The 17,528-nt window shown below is 58.0% G+C and carries 21 protein-coding genes; 7 read left to right on the top strand and 14 right to left on the bottom strand.

The genetic code is table 11. The features are described from left to right. Position 1: 1 nt before the first annotated feature. Genes RAE19_RS09750 through RAE19_RS09735 form a run of 4 tightly spaced genes read right to left on the bottom strand, consistent with a single transcriptional unit; the run spans position 2 to position 2,549 of the window. The gene (locus RAE19_RS09750) at positions 2 to 496 is read right to left on the bottom strand and encodes a DoxX family protein (RefSeq protein WP_430962524.1); all 495 of its coding nucleotides are present in this window, start codon (positions 494 to 496) and stop codon (positions 2 to 4) included. A gap of 29 nt (positions 497 to 525) precedes the next feature. Next, positions 526 to 1,317, bottom strand: coding sequence for an HvfC/BufC family peptide modification chaperone (locus tag RAE19_RS09745; RefSeq protein WP_313874700.1), 792 nt, complete (start codon positions 1,315 to 1,317; stop codon positions 526 to 528). Next, positions 1,314 to 2,255, bottom strand: a complete 942-nt coding sequence (gene bufB / locus RAE19_RS09740) for an MNIO family bufferin maturase (RefSeq protein ID WP_313874699.1) — start codon at positions 2,253 to 2,255, stop codon at positions 1,314 to 1,316. The genes RAE19_RS09745 and bufB overlap by 4 nt, the downstream gene beginning before the upstream one ends. A 36-nt stretch (positions 2,256 to 2,291) precedes the next feature. After that, entirely contained in the window at positions 2,292 to 2,549 is a 258-nt protein-coding gene (locus RAE19_RS09735; protein ID WP_313874698.1) for a BufA1 family periplasmic bufferin-type metallophore, read from the bottom strand. Positions 2,550 to 2,729: 180 nt separating this feature from the next. Here RAE19_RS09735 and RAE19_RS09730 point away from each other — a divergent pair, with 180 nt between their 5' ends. The 3 genes from RAE19_RS09730 to RAE19_RS09720 all read left to right on the top strand — a co-directional run bounded on the left by RAE19_RS09730 (position 2,730) and on the right by RAE19_RS09720 (position 4,152). Then, positions 2,730 to 3,299: a sigma-70 family RNA polymerase sigma factor gene (locus tag RAE19_RS09730; protein ID WP_313874697.1), complete on the top strand. Its 570-nt coding sequence runs from the start codon at positions 2,730 to 2,732 to the stop codon at positions 3,297 to 3,299. After that, positions 3,296 to 3,508, top strand: coding sequence for a zf-HC2 domain-containing protein (locus RAE19_RS09725; protein WP_313874696.1), 213 nt, complete (start codon positions 3,296 to 3,298; stop codon positions 3,506 to 3,508). The genes RAE19_RS09730 and RAE19_RS09725 overlap by 4 nt, the downstream gene beginning before the upstream one ends. Before the next feature lie 185 nt (positions 3,509 to 3,693). After that, positions 3,694 to 4,152, top strand: a complete 459-nt coding sequence (locus tag RAE19_RS09720) for an RNA recognition motif domain-containing protein (protein ID WP_313874695.1) — start codon at positions 3,694 to 3,696, stop codon at positions 4,150 to 4,152. A 68-nt stretch (positions 4,153 to 4,220) separates the two neighbouring features. On the opposite strand, the gene RAE19_RS09715 is transcribed toward RAE19_RS09720, so the two are convergent. From RAE19_RS09715 to RAE19_RS09700, 4 genes are read right to left on the bottom strand one after another with little or no spacing between them, the layout of a single operon-like run. After that, positions 4,221 to 4,997 (bottom strand): SDR family oxidoreductase, encoded by a 777-nt coding sequence (locus RAE19_RS09715; RefSeq protein ID WP_313874694.1) that lies wholly within the window; start codon positions 4,995 to 4,997, stop codon positions 4,221 to 4,223. Between the two features lie 27 nt (positions 4,998 to 5,024). Beyond that, on the bottom strand, positions 5,025 to 5,606 hold the full coding sequence (lptC, locus tag RAE19_RS09710) for an LPS export ABC transporter periplasmic protein LptC (RefSeq protein WP_313874693.1): 582 nt from the start codon (positions 5,604 to 5,606) through the stop codon (positions 5,025 to 5,027). Positions 5,607 to 5,638: 32 nt separating this feature from the next. Beyond that, positions 5,639 to 6,184: a KdsC family phosphatase gene (locus RAE19_RS09705; RefSeq protein ID WP_313874692.1), complete on the bottom strand. Its 546-nt coding sequence runs from the start codon at positions 6,182 to 6,184 to the stop codon at positions 5,639 to 5,641. Further along, a complete protein-coding gene (locus RAE19_RS09700; RefSeq protein WP_313874691.1) occupies positions 6,184 to 7,185 on the bottom strand; it encodes a KpsF/GutQ family sugar-phosphate isomerase in 1,002 nt (333 codons plus the stop codon). The genes RAE19_RS09705 and RAE19_RS09700 overlap by 1 nt, the downstream gene beginning before the upstream one ends. 43 nt (positions 7,186 to 7,228) lie before the next feature. Here RAE19_RS09700 and RAE19_RS09695 point away from each other — a divergent pair, with 43 nt between their 5' ends. Beyond that, positions 7,229 to 9,217, top strand: a complete 1,989-nt coding sequence (locus RAE19_RS09695; RefSeq protein WP_313874690.1) for a cation:proton antiporter — start codon at positions 7,229 to 7,231, stop codon at positions 9,215 to 9,217. 64 nt (positions 9,218 to 9,281) lie between these two features. Next, the gene (locus RAE19_RS09690; protein ID WP_313874689.1) at positions 9,282 to 9,836 is read left to right on the top strand and encodes an adenine phosphoribosyltransferase; all 555 of its coding nucleotides are present in this window, start codon (positions 9,282 to 9,284) and stop codon (positions 9,834 to 9,836) included. 32 nt (positions 9,837 to 9,868) lie between these two features. On the opposite strand, the gene RAE19_RS09685 is transcribed toward RAE19_RS09690, so the two are convergent. The 6 genes from RAE19_RS09685 to rpmH form a co-directional block, all read right to left on the bottom strand. Beyond that, positions 9,869 to 10,366, bottom strand: a complete 498-nt coding sequence (locus RAE19_RS09685) for a hypothetical protein (protein ID WP_313874688.1) — start codon at positions 10,364 to 10,366, stop codon at positions 9,869 to 9,871. A gap of 207 nt (positions 10,367 to 10,573) precedes the next feature. Then, the gene (gene mnmE, locus RAE19_RS09680; RefSeq protein ID WP_313874687.1) at positions 10,574 to 11,980 is read right to left on the bottom strand and encodes a tRNA uridine-5-carboxymethylaminomethyl(34) synthesis GTPase MnmE; all 1,407 of its coding nucleotides are present in this window, start codon (positions 11,978 to 11,980) and stop codon (positions 10,574 to 10,576) included. A gap of 15 nt (positions 11,981 to 11,995) precedes the next feature. After that, positions 11,996 to 13,693, bottom strand: coding sequence for a membrane protein insertase YidC (gene yidC / locus RAE19_RS09675; RefSeq protein ID WP_313874686.1), 1,698 nt, complete (start codon positions 13,691 to 13,693; stop codon positions 11,996 to 11,998). Then, the gene (yidD, locus tag RAE19_RS09670) at positions 13,690 to 13,962 is read right to left on the bottom strand and encodes a membrane protein insertion efficiency factor YidD (protein ID WP_313874685.1); all 273 of its coding nucleotides are present in this window, start codon (positions 13,960 to 13,962) and stop codon (positions 13,690 to 13,692) included. Before yidD ends, yidC begins: the two co-directional genes overlap by 4 nt. Then, complete coding sequence (locus RAE19_RS09665; RefSeq protein ID WP_313876212.1) at positions 13,959 to 14,423, bottom strand: ribonuclease P protein component; 465 nt, start codon at positions 14,421 to 14,423, stop codon at positions 13,959 to 13,961. Before RAE19_RS09665 ends, yidD begins: the two co-directional genes overlap by 4 nt. Before the next feature lie 33 nt (positions 14,424 to 14,456). Then, positions 14,457 to 14,591 carry a 50S ribosomal protein L34 gene (gene rpmH / locus RAE19_RS09660; protein WP_006299042.1) on the bottom strand — a complete coding sequence of 45 codons (135 nt, stop codon included), beginning with the start codon at positions 14,589 to 14,591 and terminating at the stop codon, positions 14,457 to 14,459. Between the two features lie 274 nt (positions 14,592 to 14,865). Between rpmH and dnaA the strand changes: the two genes are divergently transcribed. Next, the gene (dnaA, locus tag RAE19_RS09655) at positions 14,866 to 16,278 is read left to right on the top strand and encodes a chromosomal replication initiator protein DnaA (protein WP_313874684.1); all 1,413 of its coding nucleotides are present in this window, start codon (positions 14,866 to 14,868) and stop codon (positions 16,276 to 16,278) included. 93 nt (positions 16,279 to 16,371) lie between these two features. Beyond that, on the top strand, positions 16,372 to 17,478 hold the full coding sequence (gene dnaN, locus RAE19_RS09650; protein WP_087495810.1) for a DNA polymerase III subunit beta: 1,107 nt from the start codon (positions 16,372 to 16,374) through the stop codon (positions 17,476 to 17,478). The last annotated feature ends 50 nt before the right edge of the window (positions 17,479 to 17,528 follow it).

Genomic DNA, 17,528 nt, shown 5'->3' with positions numbered 1-17,528 from the left:
ATTAAACCCCAGCCAAGCGGCGCCGATAGATCCAACGATCTACCGACCACGCACCGCAGCTGTACAAAGCCAGCGCAGCCAACAACACGCCCCACGTGATGTGCTGCTGCAAGGCTGCCGCAGCAATCTCACTCAAGGACCATACGGCCACCACGTTCACCACACTCAAGCCCAAAGCGGCGAAGCGACCCGCCAGCCCGAAAACGAGGAGAACCGGCAACACCAACTCACCGGCCGTGCCCATCCAGGCAGCGACCTCCGGAGACAGCAGGGGTACGTGGTATTCGTCCATGAAAAGCGCCAGGGTGGTCTCCCAGTCACGCAGTTTGGTGAGCCCCGAGAAAGAAAACACATAGGCCACATACAGACGGGCCAGCAAGGCTGCGGGAGCTTGCAGCGCATCCAGCGCACCATGGGCGAGGTTCACGATACGTTCGCCAGCCGCCCAACCCGCAAAACGGGTGCGGGGAAAGTACACGGGGACAGGAGGTTTCACACAAAGCCTTGTTTAAAAAGAAATGTCACTCAGCGCGACAGGGCGGCGGGCACCACAACCCGCACCGCCAATAGCAGGCCGGTCTGCACCGCGAGCGGCAACCAAACCGCCACATCAAGGCCCGGAGCCGCATCCAAGGCAGCGCCCAAGGTGCCGTGCTGGAGCAGCACTGCCAGCGCATCGGCCTCACCCTCGAGCGCTGCTCGCACTTGCGGCTTGAACCCTTGACGCCAGACCACCGCGTTTTCACCGGTGCCGGCTTGCAGCAGGCGATTCACCTCATCAAACCCCGCAGACTCCGATTGGTGAGCCGCCCAGATGGCGACCACCGGCCACGGACTGCACAACAAGGCAGCGCCGGGCGCCAATTCGAGTTGCAACAGGTCGGGGTCTTCGGTGCTGAGCAGGGCGAGTGTTGCCGTATCGGGCGGCGCATCCAAAGCGCCGGCGGCATGGTGCAAGGCCCATTCCAAGCGGGCAACGTCCGGCAAAAACGGGGTATCACGGAGCTGCGGACTCGCGGCCACGAAATCAGCCAGATCGCTGCCCCACAAGGCCAGATCGCCAGCCTGCGGCGGGTGCGCGTGCCAGAGTGCAGGCGCGAGGTCGTCCATGCCCTCCAGGCCGATCAACTGGCTCAGCACCGGATACGCCGCGTGCAAGGCGCGACGGGCCAGGGCATGCCCGTTCGCTTGATAAGCTTTCAGGCCTCTAGCGCCCGTATCAATTGCACAGTCAGCTATTATTTTCATAGCATCATGCGATGACGAGTCGAACAGGGCCCGAATCAGAGCTTGCTGCTGGGCGATCAATGGATTCATGTCACCACCTGTATATGTGGAGCCAGGGTCCCGCTGATCGCGCGAGCGCGCGCAGCTTCTTGCAACAGTACATCGAGGGCAGGAACATCGGTATCCCACTCGATCAAGGTCGGCACAGGGCCGAAACGCTCCAGCGCATGGCGGTACAAGTCCCACACGGATTCAGCCACGCGGCTCCCGTGATCGTCGATCACGATGTGACCATGCGCATCGTTCACCTCGCAATGCCCCGCTAGGTGCAGCTCATCGACACAGTGCGCAGGTAGAGCGTCCAACCACTGCCGACAGGCTGCGATCGGGTCTTGCACCAGACCCCGGAGCTGCGCATTCAAGGCGTTCACATAGATGTTGTTGACGTCAACCAACAGCGCGCAGCCCGTGCGCTCGGCTAGCGCGGCCAGGAACGCAGGTTCCTCCCATTCACGCATCCCCACGGGCACACGCCAGCTCAGGTAGGCCGACAGGTTTTCCACCATGAACTGGCGTTGCAGGCGCTCTTGCACTTGCTGCACGTGGGTGCACAACACATTGAGCGCTTCGTCGGTAAAGGGCAGGGGCAACAAATCCGAAGCATGCACCATCAAGGCCTCGGCGCCGGGGCCATAAGGCGCGCGGGCAAAGGAGGCGTGGTCACTCACCCGCACCGGGTCGATCCGATCTACCAGCCGGGCCAGCTGATCCAGATGCCACGGGTCGAGCCCGGCGGCAGAGCCCAGCGACAAGCCCACCCCATGCAAACTCACGGGGTACAGCGCCCGGCCCTGCTCCAAGACCGCGAGAGCAGCGCCACCTGCAGCGAAGAAGTTTTCAGAGTGGACCTCCAGAAAGTCCACCGCAGGCTGCTGCTGAAGCAGCTCCGCGTAATGAGGATGCCGCCACCCTATGCCGACCGGCACTTGCGCACGCTGCAAGGGCGGTGCTGGCTCGGTTCGCTTCATGGGTGGTCGGGCTTTCAAACAGCGTGAAACGCCAGATTACATCTTGGGCGCTTTGACGCTGCCCTTCATGCTTTCGCAAGTGCCTTTGGCCACATATTTCCACTCGCCCTTGTCCATATCGACTTTGGCTTGGCCCGCGCAAGAGTGGCTGCCGGATGCGTTGGCACAGTCGTTTTGACCGGCTTTGGCAATGCCGTAGCACTTTTCTTTTTGCTGGGCAGCAGCCGGTGCGGAGGCCAGGGCCATAGTCATCAAAGTGGCGGCCGTGGCGGCGAGCAGAGCGCGTTGGTTCATGTCGTAACTCCTTAACAAAACAAGTTGGGTCGCAAGAAAATCAACCAGCCGACATCTGTGGCCTCATGCCTCAGGGCGCTGGTTGTGTTTTAGTCTGGCGAGCTTCGCGTTCCTTACGCGGCCCTTCAAAAAAATTTCCTTTGCGCCCCGTACACTGGCCGCCCACTCACCGAGACGCCCATGACCCGCTACGAACAACAGGTCGCCGACCACCGGAGCTACCTCTACAAATTCGCACGCCTGCAGCTCCGCAATGATGCATGGGCAGAGGATGCGGTCTCTGAAACCATGTTGGCAGCACTCGCCAAACCCCAAGCTTTTGAACAACGCAGCCAACTCAAAACCTGGTTGGTGGGAATCTTGAAACACAAAGTCGTCGACGCGCTTCGGCACCATGGCCGGGAAATCACCGGCGCCGGTGCCACTGAGGATGAAGACACCGACCCTCTGGATTATTTGAGCTTCAAGACCGATGGCCACTTTTCAGAGGCACCGGCCGACTGGGGCAATCCGGAGCAACAAACACAGAGCCGCCAGTTTTTCGAAGTGCTGGAAGCCTGCGCGGACAAACTGCCGGCCACCCAAGGGCGTTTGTTTTTGATGCGGGAGTGGCTGGAGCTCTCCAGCGAAGAAATCTGTAAGGAGTTAAATCTGACGCCGACGAACTTGTACGTCCAACTTCACCGTGCGCGTCTGCGCTTGAGGGAGTGCCTTGAAATGAACTGGTTCCAGAAAGCAGTGGCTCCATGAAACTCTTACGCCGCACCTGCAAAGAAACCGCCGCCCTCTTGGTCGCACGAGAAGACCGTGCTTTGCCCCTTAACGATCGGGTCGCGCTGTACTTCCATTTACTCGCATGCAAAGCCTGCCCGCGCTTTGAAAAACAGCTTCTGACTTTGCGAAACAGCATGCAGCAATGGCGGCATTACCGCGAAAACGATATCGATTCTGCCGGCTAGCCTGAAAAAACAAGAAAAATTAGGTTTCAGCAACAAAGTAACGCATAATGGTCTGGCATTGCCGAAATATCGGTGTGCAAGTTTGCGGTGAAGTGTCAGTTTCGCGTCTGCTCTAAGTCTTCAATGGTTTGTTGATTGCGGTTAAGGACTCCATCGCGTTTTGAGTTATTTTGAGGAGTCCCTCCATGGGCAACAAACTTTACGTGGGCAACCTGCCTTATTCTTTCCGTGACGAAGACCTGCAACAAGCGTTTGCAGCACACGGTTCTGTTTCCAGCGCCAAAGTCATGATGGAACGCGACACAGGTCGCTCCAAGGGTTTCGGCTTTGTGGAAATGGGCAGCGATGCTGAAGCACAAACCGCTATCAACGCAATGAACGGTCAGCAATTCGGTGGCCGCGGTCTCGTGGTGAACGAAGCACGTCCGATGGAGCCACGTCCTCCACGTTCCGGCGGCTTCGGCGGCGGTGGTGGCGGCTACGGTGGTGGCGGACGCTCCGGTGGCGGCGGCTTCGGTGGCGGCGGTGACCGCTCCGGTGGCGGCGGCTACGGCGGCGGTGGCCGTTCCGGTGGCGGCGGCTACGGTGGCGGCGGTGACCGTTCCGGTGGCGGCGGCTACGGCGGTGGCCGTTCCAGCTACTAAGCCAGGAACTGCTTCTGCAGAACTGAAAAGGGACCCTCGGGTCCCTTTTTGCATGGTGGCCTTTACTTTCAGGCCTCGTCTACCCTGCGTTTACGCGGACGCCCCGCCAAAACACGGTCAAACCATGCATCAGGCAAGGCCCGCAGCATCTTCGCGACCCAACCCATTTGCCATGGAATCACGCGGTAGCGATCACCGCGTTGCACCGCGTCAAAAGCCTTATCTGCAAAAACCTCCGGCCGCATCAAGAATGGCATGGAGTACCGATTCTGTCGAGTCAGGGGAGTGTCGATATAACCGGGGCAAATCGTCACGACCTGCACACCACTTGCACGCAGCTCGCCGCGCAACGATTCGCAATAGGCAATAACGGCTGCTTTGCTCGCGCAATACGCCCCGTGCCCGGGTAATCCACGAATACCGGCCACGCTGCCAATCCCTACCAAACGACCGGAACCCCTCTGCTCCATCGCCCGCACAAAAGGGTGGAAAGTGGCTGCCAATCCGAGGTTGTTGGTGGCGAAAGTGCGCTGCATGACGTCCAGATCAGTCCGCACACCGGTATCCATTCCAATACTGATGCCCGCATTGGCCACCACCACATCGGGCAGACCTTGCGCCTGAATACATTGCTGCCCGGCAGCGACGATGCTCTCGATATCAGACACATCGGCGCTGTAAACTTGGAAACGTTGGGGATCCAGCTTCTCGGCTTGCGCCCATGTGTGAATCTCCGCCGTACGGCGAGCAGCCAGTGCAAGCGAATAGCCCGCGTCATAGAACCGCTTGGCAAGCGCTTGGCCGATGCCGCTGGAGGCGCCTGTGATGAAAATCAGTAGAGGCATATGGTCATTCTTTGAATGCTGTTGGAGTCAGCGCTTGCTCGGAATCAACGTGCCACGCACCCGACCTTGCAGAAGCATGGTTTGCTGCACATTGTCAAAGTCCAAGCTGTCCGCGGTGAAGACATCTTGACCGCGACGCAGCTCCACAGGCTTGTGGGACTTTACTTGCTCAGTGTCCATAAAGGCATGCAAAAATTCTCCGCGGTATTCAGCGCGGGGCTGTGCGGGCGCCGAACCTGCCGCAGTTACCGCCTCTCGAACGACCACCGCGTTGCCCATGAGCTGTACCTCTGAGCCATCTTCGTTGGCCAAGCCTTTGTTGGCCGTCGCCGTCGTCAAGCGACCACTGGCGTCAAAAGATCGGATGCGGATGGCATCAATTTCCATCCACTTCGTGTCCGGGTAGTGTTTGGCGACATCGCCCGCCACCTCAGATCGCAAGCGGCCTGTTGCATCAAAGGTTTTCACCTTGAAACCATGCATGAAATAGTCGGGCTCGTGCCCGCGCACCCGCTCCGGCACTTGAGGCCCAGATACAGGCGTGCTCCGCACCAACCAATAGGTGCCCAGAGCCAGTACTCCCATCACCAACACAGGGAGGTACAGCATGAGCCGCTCCCACGCGGCGTACAAAATGCCTTTCACCGCAAGTAAGGCTTCAGGAGCCCCGCGTAGCGACCACTGGCAACCAACAAGACGTCACACACCTCACGCACGGCCCCATGACCGCCTGCAGCACGGGTTACGTAATGGGCGCGACCACTCACTTCCGGATGGGCATTTACCGGAGCACACGCAAAACGAGCGCGCTCCATCATGGGCAGATCAGGCCAGTCATCACCCATCGCTGCGGCATGGTCCCAAGTAAGCCCCAATTCGGTCAGAATTTCTTCAGCGGCCGGTTGTTTGTCCTCGGTTCCGAAACGCGCATGGTGGACGCCCAGCGCCTGGAGACGCACTCGCAGCGCGGGCGAGTCTCGCCCGGTCACCACGGCAGGCGTGATGCCCGCTTTTTGCAGCAGCTTCAGTCCGTGGCCGTCCAAGGTATTGAAGCGCTTGCTGGTTTCACCCTCCGCAGTGAAATGCAGGCCACCGTCCGTCAATACGCCGTCGACGTCGAGAAACAGAATGCGAATGTCTTGCGCTTTGAGCAGTAGCTCTGCGGGAAAGTTGAGAAGAGGTGTCATCAAATGACCTTGGCCCGCATCAAATCGTTGCTGTTGACTGCGCCGCACAAGCGACCGGCTTCGTCGACCACCAGGACGCTGGTAATACGGCGCGCCTCCATGAGATCCGCAGCATCGACGGCCAACGCGTGCGCACCAATAGTGCAGGGGGCAGCGTGCATGACTTCGGCTGCTGTTTTGCCCCGCAAGTCGGCGCCTTGCTCCACCAAGCGACGCAAGTCACCGTCGGTAAAAATGCCCAAGACATCACCGGCCTCTGACACGACAGCCGTAGCGCCCAAGCCTTTGCTGCTCATTTCGCGCATTAGCTCGCTGAAGTTTGCACCGGGCAAAACGCGGGGCACGGCATCGCCACTGCGCATAACATCCGACACATGCGTCAGCAACTTGCGCCCCAAGGCTCCGCCCGGGTGCGAACGGGCAAAGTCCTCCGCCCGGAACCCACGTGCATCCAACAGCGCCACCGCCAATGCATCTCCCATCGCGAGTTGGGCCGTGGTGCTTGCAGTGGGCGCCAAATTCAAAGGGCATGCCTCTTTGCTGACTGCGGTATCAATCCAGAGGGTGGCATGCAGCGCCATCGTGCTTTGGCTATTGCCCGTCATGGCGACCAAGGGGATTCCGAGGCGCTTGAGCACCGGCAGGATCGCAGCCACCTCTTGGGACTCTCCGCTATTGGAAATCATGAGCACCAAATCGGAGGTGGTGACCATGCCCAGATCGCCGTGACTGGCTTCACCCGGATGCACAAACATCGCCGGGGTACCGGTAGAGGCCAGGGTTGCAGCTATCTTGCGACCGACATGTCCGCTCTTGCCCATGCCCATGACAACGACACGGCCCGGGATCTGCAAGATGGCTTCAACTGCCCGGGTAAAGCCCTGTCCTACGCGGGCTTTCAGCCCTTGTATGGCCGCAGCCTCGATATCAAATGTTTCATGGGCGAGGTCAATGGCCCGCTGGGCATTGAAAGCGGGAGCCGCTGCAGTGGATGCTGTCATCCCGTCATTTTATAGAGCGCATGTCTCTTGCTAGTATCCATGCATGTCCGGTTTAGAAATTACTCTGCTCTACCTGTTGGCCGCTGTGCTCGGCGTTGTGGTGTGCCGCTCGCTGAAGCTCCCCCCCATGTTGGGATATCTGGCGGTCGGCGTGGTGATTGGACCAAACGCTTTGGCACTCTCGCAGAACTCGGAAGCGGTAAGGCACCTTGGGGAATTTGGCGTCGTTTTTTTGATGTTCGTCATCGGGCTGGAGTTCAACCTGCCGCGTCTGCGCGCAATGCGACAGCATGTTTTCGGCCTCGGGCTGTTGCAAGTGACGCTCACCATTTTGCTAGCAACAGGTTTGACTCTGGGGCTATCCATCTGGCTGTCCGGTGCATGGAACCTCGGATGGCAAGCCGCTTTGGCCCTGTCAAGTGCGTTGGCAATGAGCAGCACAGCAATCGTCGTGAAGCTCATGATTGAGAGATTAGAGCTGGAGTCTGAACACGGCAAACGGGTGATGGGCGTTTTACTGTTTCAAGACTTGGCGGTGGTACCCCTGCTGGTGTTAATACCCGCGCTCAGCGCTTCGGGTGAAGCTTTATTTGAAGCACTGGCGTGGGCGGCCGTAAAAGCCACCGTGCTGGTAACGGTGTTGCTGGTGGGTGGCCAGCATTTGATGCGGCGTTGGCTCACCATCGTCGTAAGGCGCAAGAGCGACGAGCTGTTTGTTCTCAATTTGTTGCTCATCACGCTCGGACTGGCCTGGTTGACCGAGCTGGCTGGGCTGAGCTTGGCGCTGGGCGCGTTTATCGCCGGCATGCTGATTTCCGAGACAGAGTACAAGCACCAGGTGGAGACCGATATCCGCCCCTTCCACGATGTGCTCCTTGGCTTGTTTTTCATCAGCATCGGAATGCTTCTGGACTGGAGATTGGTCTTGGAACGATGGCCGCTGTTGCTGCTGCTGGTGGTGGTGCCCACCGTGTTCAAAGCGGCCTTGGTTGCCGCTATTGCCCGAGTTCTGGGCTCAACGGCGGGGGTTTCGATCCGTACCGGGCTTTATCTTGCACAGGCGGGCGAGTTCGGTTTTGTCTTGCTGACCTTGGCGCAAAAGAACGCATTGGTTCCGCCAGAGCTGCTGAACCCGATACTGGCAGCCATGGTGCTGTCGATGTTGATCACGCCTTTTATCGTGATGAACACCAACCGGATTGTGATGAAACTGGTGAGCAGTGAGTGGTTGCAACAATCGCTGCAAATGACCTCGATTGCACGCAAATCGATCAACGCCAACCGGCACGTGATCATTTGCGGCTATGGGCGTTGTGGCCAGAACTTGGCGCGCATGTTGGAACGGGAAGGGATCCCCTATATGGCCCTTGACCTGGACCCCGATCGGGTGCGGCACGCGGCCGCAGCCGGTGACTCGGTGGTATTCGGAGATGCTGCCCGCCTGCAAGCGCTGATGGCAGCTGGCCTGGCGCGTGCAAGCGCTGTGGTAATTACTTATTTGGATGTACCCGGCGCACTCAAGGTTTTGGCCAACACCCGGTCCCATGCACCCCAGGTGCCAGTGATTGTGCGCACCCAGGATGATCAAAATCTGGAAAAGCTCCAAGAGGCTGGTGCGACCGAAGTGGTCCCGGAAGCCATCGAAGGCTCCCTGATGCTGGCTAGTCACGCATTGGCGCTGGTGGGGGTGCCGATGCGACGCGTTATCCGCATCGTGCAGGAACAGCGCGATGCGCGTTACAACCTGCTCAAAGGCTTCTTTCATGGAGCGGACGACAACTCCGTCGATGAGTTGCAGAACGAGCGGCTTGCCACTGTCAGCCTTCCTGCGGCATTCAAGTCCAGTGGACAACCGGTCGCGGCTTTTCAACTCGATCGCCTCGGGGTTCGGTTGGTCAGTCTGCGGCGCGCCAACGGTGCACAGGTCACCGTGGATGAGTCGGTCTGCATCCAAGGTGGGGACACACTGGTACTCAGTGGCAAAGTCGTCGAGTTGGCGACCGCTGAACAAAAACTGCTGAAAGGCCTATAAGGTCTGCCGAACTTGGGCGCACAATAGCCCCGCGCCACATTGGCGCTTTTTTCATGAGTTTTCTATGCAACATCTGAGCATTAATCAGTACCTTCGTGACCACATCCGGACAGTTCCCGATTGGCCGACGCCAGGAGTGCAGTTCCGCGACATCACGCCTTTGCTGCAAGATGCCAAGGTATTCCGGGTCTTGATCGACGCCTTTGTGCACCGCTATATGGATCCCTCTATGCGACCTGATGTCGTCGCAGGGCTGGATGCACGTGGCTTTATTTTGGGTGCCGTGGTGGCCTATGAGCTCAACATCGGCTTTGTGCCGATCCGGAAAAAGGGCAAACTGCCCTTCACCACCGTCGAAGAGACCTACGAGTTGGAATACGGCAGCGCAACGGTGGAGCTCCATACCGATGCGGTCAAGCCGGGGGACCGAGTCCTTTTGATCGACGACCTGATCGCGACCGGGGGCACCATGATGGCGGGGAGAAAGCTATTGGAGCGCCAAGGAGCCCATGTGATGGAAGGCGCTGCCATCGTAGACCTGCCGGAGTTGGGTGGCTCTCAGAAGCTGCGTGATTCGGGCCTGCCGCTGTTCACCTTGGTGGACTTTTCCGGCCACTGAAAGCAGCACCGTTAACGGCGGACCGAACCGATTCAGTTTAGTTCGCCGTACTGCGTCGTACTCAAAGGAAACAAGCGCTCGTTCAACTCTGTATCACTGAAGCGAACGGGAGCAGGATTGCGCTTTGCGGACTTGATGATCTCTCCCGGCGCAGACAAGGCCGGCGCAGCGGGCACTGACGAAAGTGCACGCTTGAAGGCCTCAATCTCTGAAGGTTGAAGCGGCTCAAATCGTTCTGCTTGGCGAGCACTGGTATTTGAATGAACAGGCGGCGGCTGTTCCGCTGTGCCGAGTTGCTCGTTGATGCGCCAGTACATGGCGGTCACCAGCAAGTCATGGCGATTCTTCGCAATTTTCCCAACGCGGCTTTCTATGCCAAGCAGCAACTTGGCATCGCGCACATTGTGCTCAGCCAAATCCACCATGATCAAATACTGGCGTCCCCGCGAGTCCAGAGACAAAACTTTGAACTTATAGCTGCCGGAGAGGAGCCCTGCACCGGTCATCGACTCACGGACAACGGCATACAAAGACTCTCGGCGCTCATTGCGTTCTGCCTTACGCCCGTGCGGCTCTTGCGCGTCTGCGGAAAGCGCTCTTTTCGTACGAGAACGTGTGCCGGCACTCCGACCCGATGGTGCGCCAGGCGCTGCAGGATGTGTGGTGTCTGCCGAACGGCTAAACCATTTGAAAAAAGACATCAGAACTAGTCCTTCCCTTGAAAGCACGGCACCCGACTATTTGCCAATACAAAACTTCGAAAAAATGACGCCTAGCAAGTCATCTGCACCGAATTCACCAGTGATTCGGTTGAGCGCATTTTGACCCAAACGCAGCTCTTCGGCGAGCAGGTCCAAGGCGTCACTGCCATTCGCCAGCAAATCAGAAGCGTGCGCCAAATGGTCGGCTACTTCCTTCAACGCTTGCAAATGGCGCTGGCGTGCGATAAAGGTGCCCCCTTGGGCAGGCTGCCAACCCGCCGCCTCCAAAAGACGTGAGCGCAGGGTGTCGAGGCCTGCACCTGTCTTCGCAGAAAGCACAAGCCCCTCGTCAGAAGAAGCCAATGGTTGTGCATCGGCTTTGTTCCAGACATGGATGATCGGCACCTTTTGTGGCAGTTTTTGGGCTATCGTGGCCGCTATATCTGCGTCAGCTGCTATGTAATCAGGAGCGCTGCAACGGGTTAGGTCGTGCAAAAACACGACCGCATCTGCGGCAGTGATGGCCTCCCAAGCACGCGCAATGCCGATTTGCTCCACGGCATCGTCGCTTTCGCGCAGACCCGCCGTGTCGATGATGTGCAGTGGCACGCCCTCGATCTGGATGGTTTCCTGCACTTTGTCGCGGGTGGTCCCGGCGATCGGCGTCACGATGGCGAGTTCGGCGCCCGCCAGTGCGTTGAGCAAGGATGATTTACCGGCATTCGGCTGCCCTGCAATCACCACCTTCATGCCCTCACGCAGTAGCGCGCCTTGTGCAGCTTTGGCTTGCACCGCGAGCAACGCGGTTTGCAAGCGCTGCAACTGGCCCACAGCATCCGCTTTTTCAAGGAAATCAATTTCCTCTTCGGGGAAATCCAGCGTCGCCTCGACCAGCATGCGCAGGTGAATCAGGGCATCGCGCAAGGAGGCGACCTGTTTTGAAAAAACACCCGAGAGAGACTGGCTGGCACTGCGTGCAGCGGCTTCGGTACTGGCATCGATCAAGTCTGCAATCGCTTCCGCTTGCGCGAGATCGAGCTTGTTGTTCAGAAACGCACGTTGGGTGAATTCACCGGGATCCGCCAAGCGCAAGGCAGGCAAAACCGCACCTTCACCGCCGGGCCCGGGCTGCGCAGCAATCTCGAGGCAACGGGCGACCAGAAGCTGCAAAACAACTGGCCCACCATGCGCTTGAAGCTCAAGAACATCTTCGCCGGTGAATGAACGGGGTCCCGGAAAAAACAGAGCCAGTCCATGGTCAATGGGCTGGCCTTGCGCGTCGGGGAAGGGAAGGTAAGTCGCTTCGCGCGGCACCAGTGTGCGCCCGAAGAACGCTTCGGTGAACGCAAGCAGCGATTTGCCGCTTACCCTCACGATACCGACTGCGCCACGGCCAGAGGCCGTAGCGATGGCGGCAATCGGGTCCGTATGCCGTGACAGCACCTCGTCCCGGCCCGATTACTTGAACTTCGGCAGATTGAACTGCGGTGGCACGCCCATGCGGGTGTTGATGATCCACTGCTGTGCAATCGACAGAATGTTATTGGTGATCCAGTACAGCACCAAACCGGACGGGAAGAAAAAGAACATCACGCTGAACGCCAGTGGCATGAACCACATCATCTTGGCTTGCAAAGGATCCGGAGGTGCCGGATTCAGCGCAGTTTGCAGCAGGGTCGTCAAGGTCATGACCACGGGCAGGATAAAGAATGGATCAGGCGAAGACAAATCCTGGATCCACAAAATCCACGGCGCGTTGCGCATTTCTACGCTGGACAACAACACCCAGTAGAGCGCAATGAAAACCGGGATCTGCACCATGATCGGGAAGCACCCACCCATGGGGTTCACCTTCTCTTCACGGTAGATACGCATCATCTCCTGTTGCATCTGCTGCGGGTTGTCCTTGAGACGTTCGCGCATTTCCATGATGCGGGGGTTCACCGCCTTCATCTTGGCCATGCTGGCATACGCCTTGGCATTGAGCCAGTAGAACGCAATCTTCAGCAACAGCACCAAGGCTACGATAGACCATCCCCAGTTCTGGATGAAGCTGTGCAGCTTGTCGAGCAGCCAGTACAAAGGCTTGGCGAGAATGGTCAGCCAGCCATAGTCTTTCACCAGCTCCATGCCGGGAGCCAAAGCTTCGAGCTTTTTCTCCTCTTGGGGGCCCACAAACAGTTTGGCTTCCACCGCCTTGGTTTGACCGGGGGCCACTGTTTCCAGCGGCGTAATCATGGTGGCTCGGTAGCAGCAATCAGCAACCGTTGCACCCACATCTCGCGCATCCAGAGAGAAAGTGCGTTTCACATCCGCAGGCAAGATCCACGCGCTGGCGAAGTAGTGCTGCACCATGGCGATATAGCCGTTGGTGCTTTCCTTCTCAAAATCGGCCTTGCCTTTTTTGATGTCACTGAACTCGACCTTTTGGTACTTCTTGAGGTCGGTGTAAACCGCAGGGCCTGTGAAAGTGGAGTAGAAAGAAGACTCACCGGCAGGTTTGTTACCGTCACGCACCAACTGCAGATACAACTGGGGGTTCAGGGCGGTCGCTCCGGTGTTGATCACCTCATGCTTAACAGCAATATCGTATGCACCACGACGCAGTGTGTAGGTCTTTACAAGCTTGATACCGCCCGTGTCTTGCGAGGTGAAAACAATTTTGAGCTCGTCTTGTCCGTCTTTGAGCGCCTTGTCACCACTCACCGCCATCACCGACTTGTGGGTCGGGAAGCTGTCCGGCGCCACGCCGCCGATCAATCCGGTCTGGGCTTGGTAATAACGATCCTTGGTGTCGTCCAACAAAACGAAATTGCGTGTCTTGTCGTTGGAGTCCAAATACTGCAAAAACTCAGTCCGCACCAACGCGCCACCTTGGGTGTCAAACGTCATTTTGAGCACATCTGTGCTGACCTCAAAACGCTCAGACGCCACGGCTACCGCAGACCCGGCCACTGGTGCTTGCCCTGCGACCGCTGGTGCAACGGGCACACCCGCGGATGCACTCACTGCAGGGGCAGGAGCCGACGCTGCTTTTTGTGTCGGATTAGGGAAGAAAGTGGCTTGCTTTCCGTTGTGGATCTGCCACTGATCCCACAACAGGACCATGGAGAACCCAAAGATCACCCACAAAATGGTGCGGCGAATATCGTTCATGAAGACTTTTTCTCAGAGGGGGATTGAATCAAGCGACTGAACAGTCGCGGCGCATTCTCAGGCACGGGATCGTGCCCACCCGCGCACCACGGGTGACAGCGCGCAAGACGCGCAACCGTCAAATAGCTGCCTATTGTCGCACCGTGCCGTTCGAGGGCTTCAAGCGCATACACAGAACATGTGGGGTTAAAGCGGCAAGCGGATCCTAGCCAGGGGCTCAGCATCAAGCGATAGCCACGCACCAAACCCATCAGGATCCACTTCATCATGGCCTCACCTGTGACGGATCGGAACCCACCTTGCCGGGCAATGGGCCCACAATTTGACCGAAAAGCTCCATCAGTTCGCTGCGCACCGCCGCTTTCAGGGCATCCGACGTGGCGCTCACAAAGACTTTGCGATCAAAGTCGCGCCGCAAGCGGATCAAGTGGGCTTTTTCTTTCAGCAATGGAGCGAATTCAGCCCCCAAGCTGTACACCTGGCGCTTGATCGTATTGCGGGTCACCGCCCGTTTGGCCCAGCGCTTGGGCGCCATCGCTCCGAGCCATAGGCCCGGCTCAGGAAAAACGGAAGGATTTGTATCTAAGCCAGAAACACCAACAGCGCAGCAATGCAAAGCAAAGTGCGCTGTTTTTGAAACCGTAGAGCCACCCAGAACCGCTTGGAACTGGGCGCGCGTTTGAAGGCGCTTAACGGCAGGCAGCCTGCCGATGTGCGGTTCCGCTATCACCAAAAGCCAAAAGCTCTGGTTTGCGAAGCCGTCTTAGACAGCCAGACGCTTGCGGCCTTTGGCGCGGCGTGCATTGATCACAGCGCGGCCGCCGCGAGTCTTCATGCGGACCAGGAAGCCGTGGGTACGTGCGCGACGGATTTTGGAAGGTTGGTATGTGCGTTTCATGAAATTTTCCTAACAGGCTCAGTGGTATCTGCGTAGCCCGCCAGTGCTACTCACCAGGGACTCGATAACGCAGATTTCGGTCTTATCGCCCCGAACACAATCAGGGGAACCGCGGATTATCGCAAATTTTCCCAAGCAGGGCAACACCTTAGGCGGCAATCAGATTCTTTTGCACGAACTGCGGCCGCCCCGGTCGACAATGTGGATAAAGTATTGATAAATTAGAATGCGCTTCGCAGCAAACAACAACTATCCACAGAAGCTGACCCGCACAATGACCCAGGGCTCCCTCCCTTCCCCCCACGACGGCTCCAACTTTGAACTCGGGCAAAGCCTTTGGCAGAGTTGCGTCGATCAGCTCGCCCAAGAGCTTCCCGAGCAGCAATTCAACACCTGGATCAAGCCGCTCACCGCCCTCGTTCACGAGGACATGTCCAAAATTACGGTGTTCGTTGCCAATCGCTTCAAACTCGACTGGGTTCGCGCCCAGTACAGCCAGCGCATTGCAGGAATGCTTGAAAAGCTTTACGGGCAAGCTGTAGCCGTTGAGTTAGTGATCACTCCGCGAGAAGCACCGGTGCGCCCGACAGCGGCTCCCCGTGCCGCGGAGGTGCCTGCAGCCATCGAAGAAGTCGAAGTAGGCGAAGACCGCTTCGCCGGCGTCCCCAAAAGCCGCCTCAACAGCATGCTCACCTTCGAGAGCCTGGTGGAAGGCACTGCAAACCGCATGGCGCGTGCAGCCGCCATGCATGTGGCTACCATGCCTGGGCACTTGTACAACCCCCTGTTTATCTATGGTGGCGTAGGCTTGGGCAAAACCCACTTGATGCACGCCGTAGGGAACCGCCTGCTTGTGGATAAGCCCGGATCCAAGGTGCTTTACATCCACGCAGAACAATTTGTGTCAGATGTCGTCAAGGCCTATCAGCGCAAAACTTTTGACGAATTCAAGGAGCGTTACCACTCCCTGGACCTGCTCTTGATTGACGATGTGCAGTTCTTTGCCAACAAAGACCGCACCCAGGAAGAGTTTTTCAACGCCTTCGAAGCCCTGCTGGCCAAGAAATCCCACATCGTGATGACCAGCGACACTTATCCCAAGGGTCTGGCCGATATTCACGAGCGTTTGGTGTCCCGTTTTGACTCCGGCTTGACGGTGGCCATCGAGCCGCCGGAGCTCGAAATGCGGGTGGCGATTCTGATCAACAAAGCGCATGCCGAGGGGTCTGAAATGCCCGAAGAAGTGGCGTTTTTTGTAGCGAAAAACGTGCGCTCCAACGTCCGCGAGCTCGAAGGCGCGCTGCGCAAAATCCTGGCGTATTCGCGCTTTAACCAGAAGGAAATCTCCATCCAGCTGGCCCGCGAAGCCCTGCGCGACTTGCTGTCGATCCAGAACCGGCAGATCTCGGTGGAAAACATCCAAAAAACCGTGGCCGACTACTACAAGATCAAGGTCGCGGACATGTATTCCAAGAAGCGTCCGGCGAGCATTGCACGGCCGCGCCAGATTGCGATGTATTTGGCGAAAGAACTGACCCAAAAGAGCCTGCCGGAAATCGGCGAGCTATTCGGTGGGCGCGATCACACGACAGTGTTGCACGCCGTGCGAAAAATCGGCGGCGAGCGCCAGCAACTGACCGAACTGAACCAGCAGTTACACGTTCTGGAGCAAACGCTCAAAGGTTAAGGGTAAAAACAGAGGCAAGCCCCCGTAACTCACTGAAAAAACAGAGAAAATGGCGGGATTGTTTGTTTGGCAGAGATTCACAAAGAGGTTGACATGATCGTATTGAAGGCAACGCAAGACAAGGTCTTATCGGTTCTGCAATCGGTGGCCGGTATTGTCGAGCGCCGCCACACCTTGCCCATTCTTGCCAACGTACTGCTGCGCAAGACCGGCACCTCCCTGCAACTCACCACCAGCGACCTCGAAATCCAGATCCGCACCACGGCAGAACTGGGCGGCGACACCGGCAACTTCACCACCACCATCGGTGCGCGCAAGCTGATCGACATTCTGCGCACCATGCCCGGTGACCAGACCGTGTCCCTCGAATCCAGCCAAAGCAAAATCATCCTCAAAGGCGGCAAGAGCAAGTTCACGCTGCAGACCATGCAGGCGGAAGACTTTCCTCTGGTGCAAGAAAGCGCCAGCTTTGGCCCCGTGTTCAGCGTGCCGCAAAAAACCCTGAAGGACCTGCTGAGCCAGGTGTCCTTCGCCATGGCGGTCCACGACATCCGCTACTACCTCAACGGCATTCTGTTTGTAGCCGAAGGCAAGCAACTCAGCCTGGTCGCCACCGACGGCCACCGCCTGGCTTTTGCCTCCGCCACCCTCGACGTGGAAGTGCCCAAGCAGGAAGTCATCCTGCCGCGCAAAACGGTCATCGAATTGCAACGCTTGCTATCTGACGCCGAAGGCGCCATCGAGATGCAATTCGCCAACAACCAGGCCAAGTTCACTTTCGACGGCATGGAATTCGTGACCAAGCTGGTCGAAGGCAAGTTCCCTGACTACAACCGCGTCATCCCCAAGAACCACAAGAACAGCATCACTTTGGGCCGCGAAGCGCTGCTCAAAACGCTGCAACGCACCGCCATCCTGACCAGCGACAAGTTCAAGGGCGTTCGCCTGAACATCGATCCCGGCAGCCTGCGTGTGGCATCCAACAACGCCGAGCAGGAAGAAGCGGTGGACGAGTTGGACATCGACTACGGCGGTGACAGCATCGAAATTGGCTTCAACGTCACCTACCTGATTGATGCCCTGAGCAATATGAGCCAGGACATGGTGAAAGTGGAGCTGTCAGACGGCAACAGTTCAGCCCTGATCACTATCCCCGACAACACGACCTTCAAGTACGTCGTGATGCCCATGAGAATCTGACGCTACAAAAATAGTAGCTACCCGCGCAATCAAACCCCCGCTCACCGGGG

The organism is Rhodoferax potami (assembly GCF_032193805.1).
Lineage (GTDB): Bacteria > Pseudomonadota > Gammaproteobacteria > Burkholderiales > Burkholderiaceae_C > Allorhodoferax > Allorhodoferax potami_A.
The sequence above is the reverse complement of the archived record's forward strand: the minus strand, read 5'-3'. Positions and strand labels throughout refer to the sequence as shown.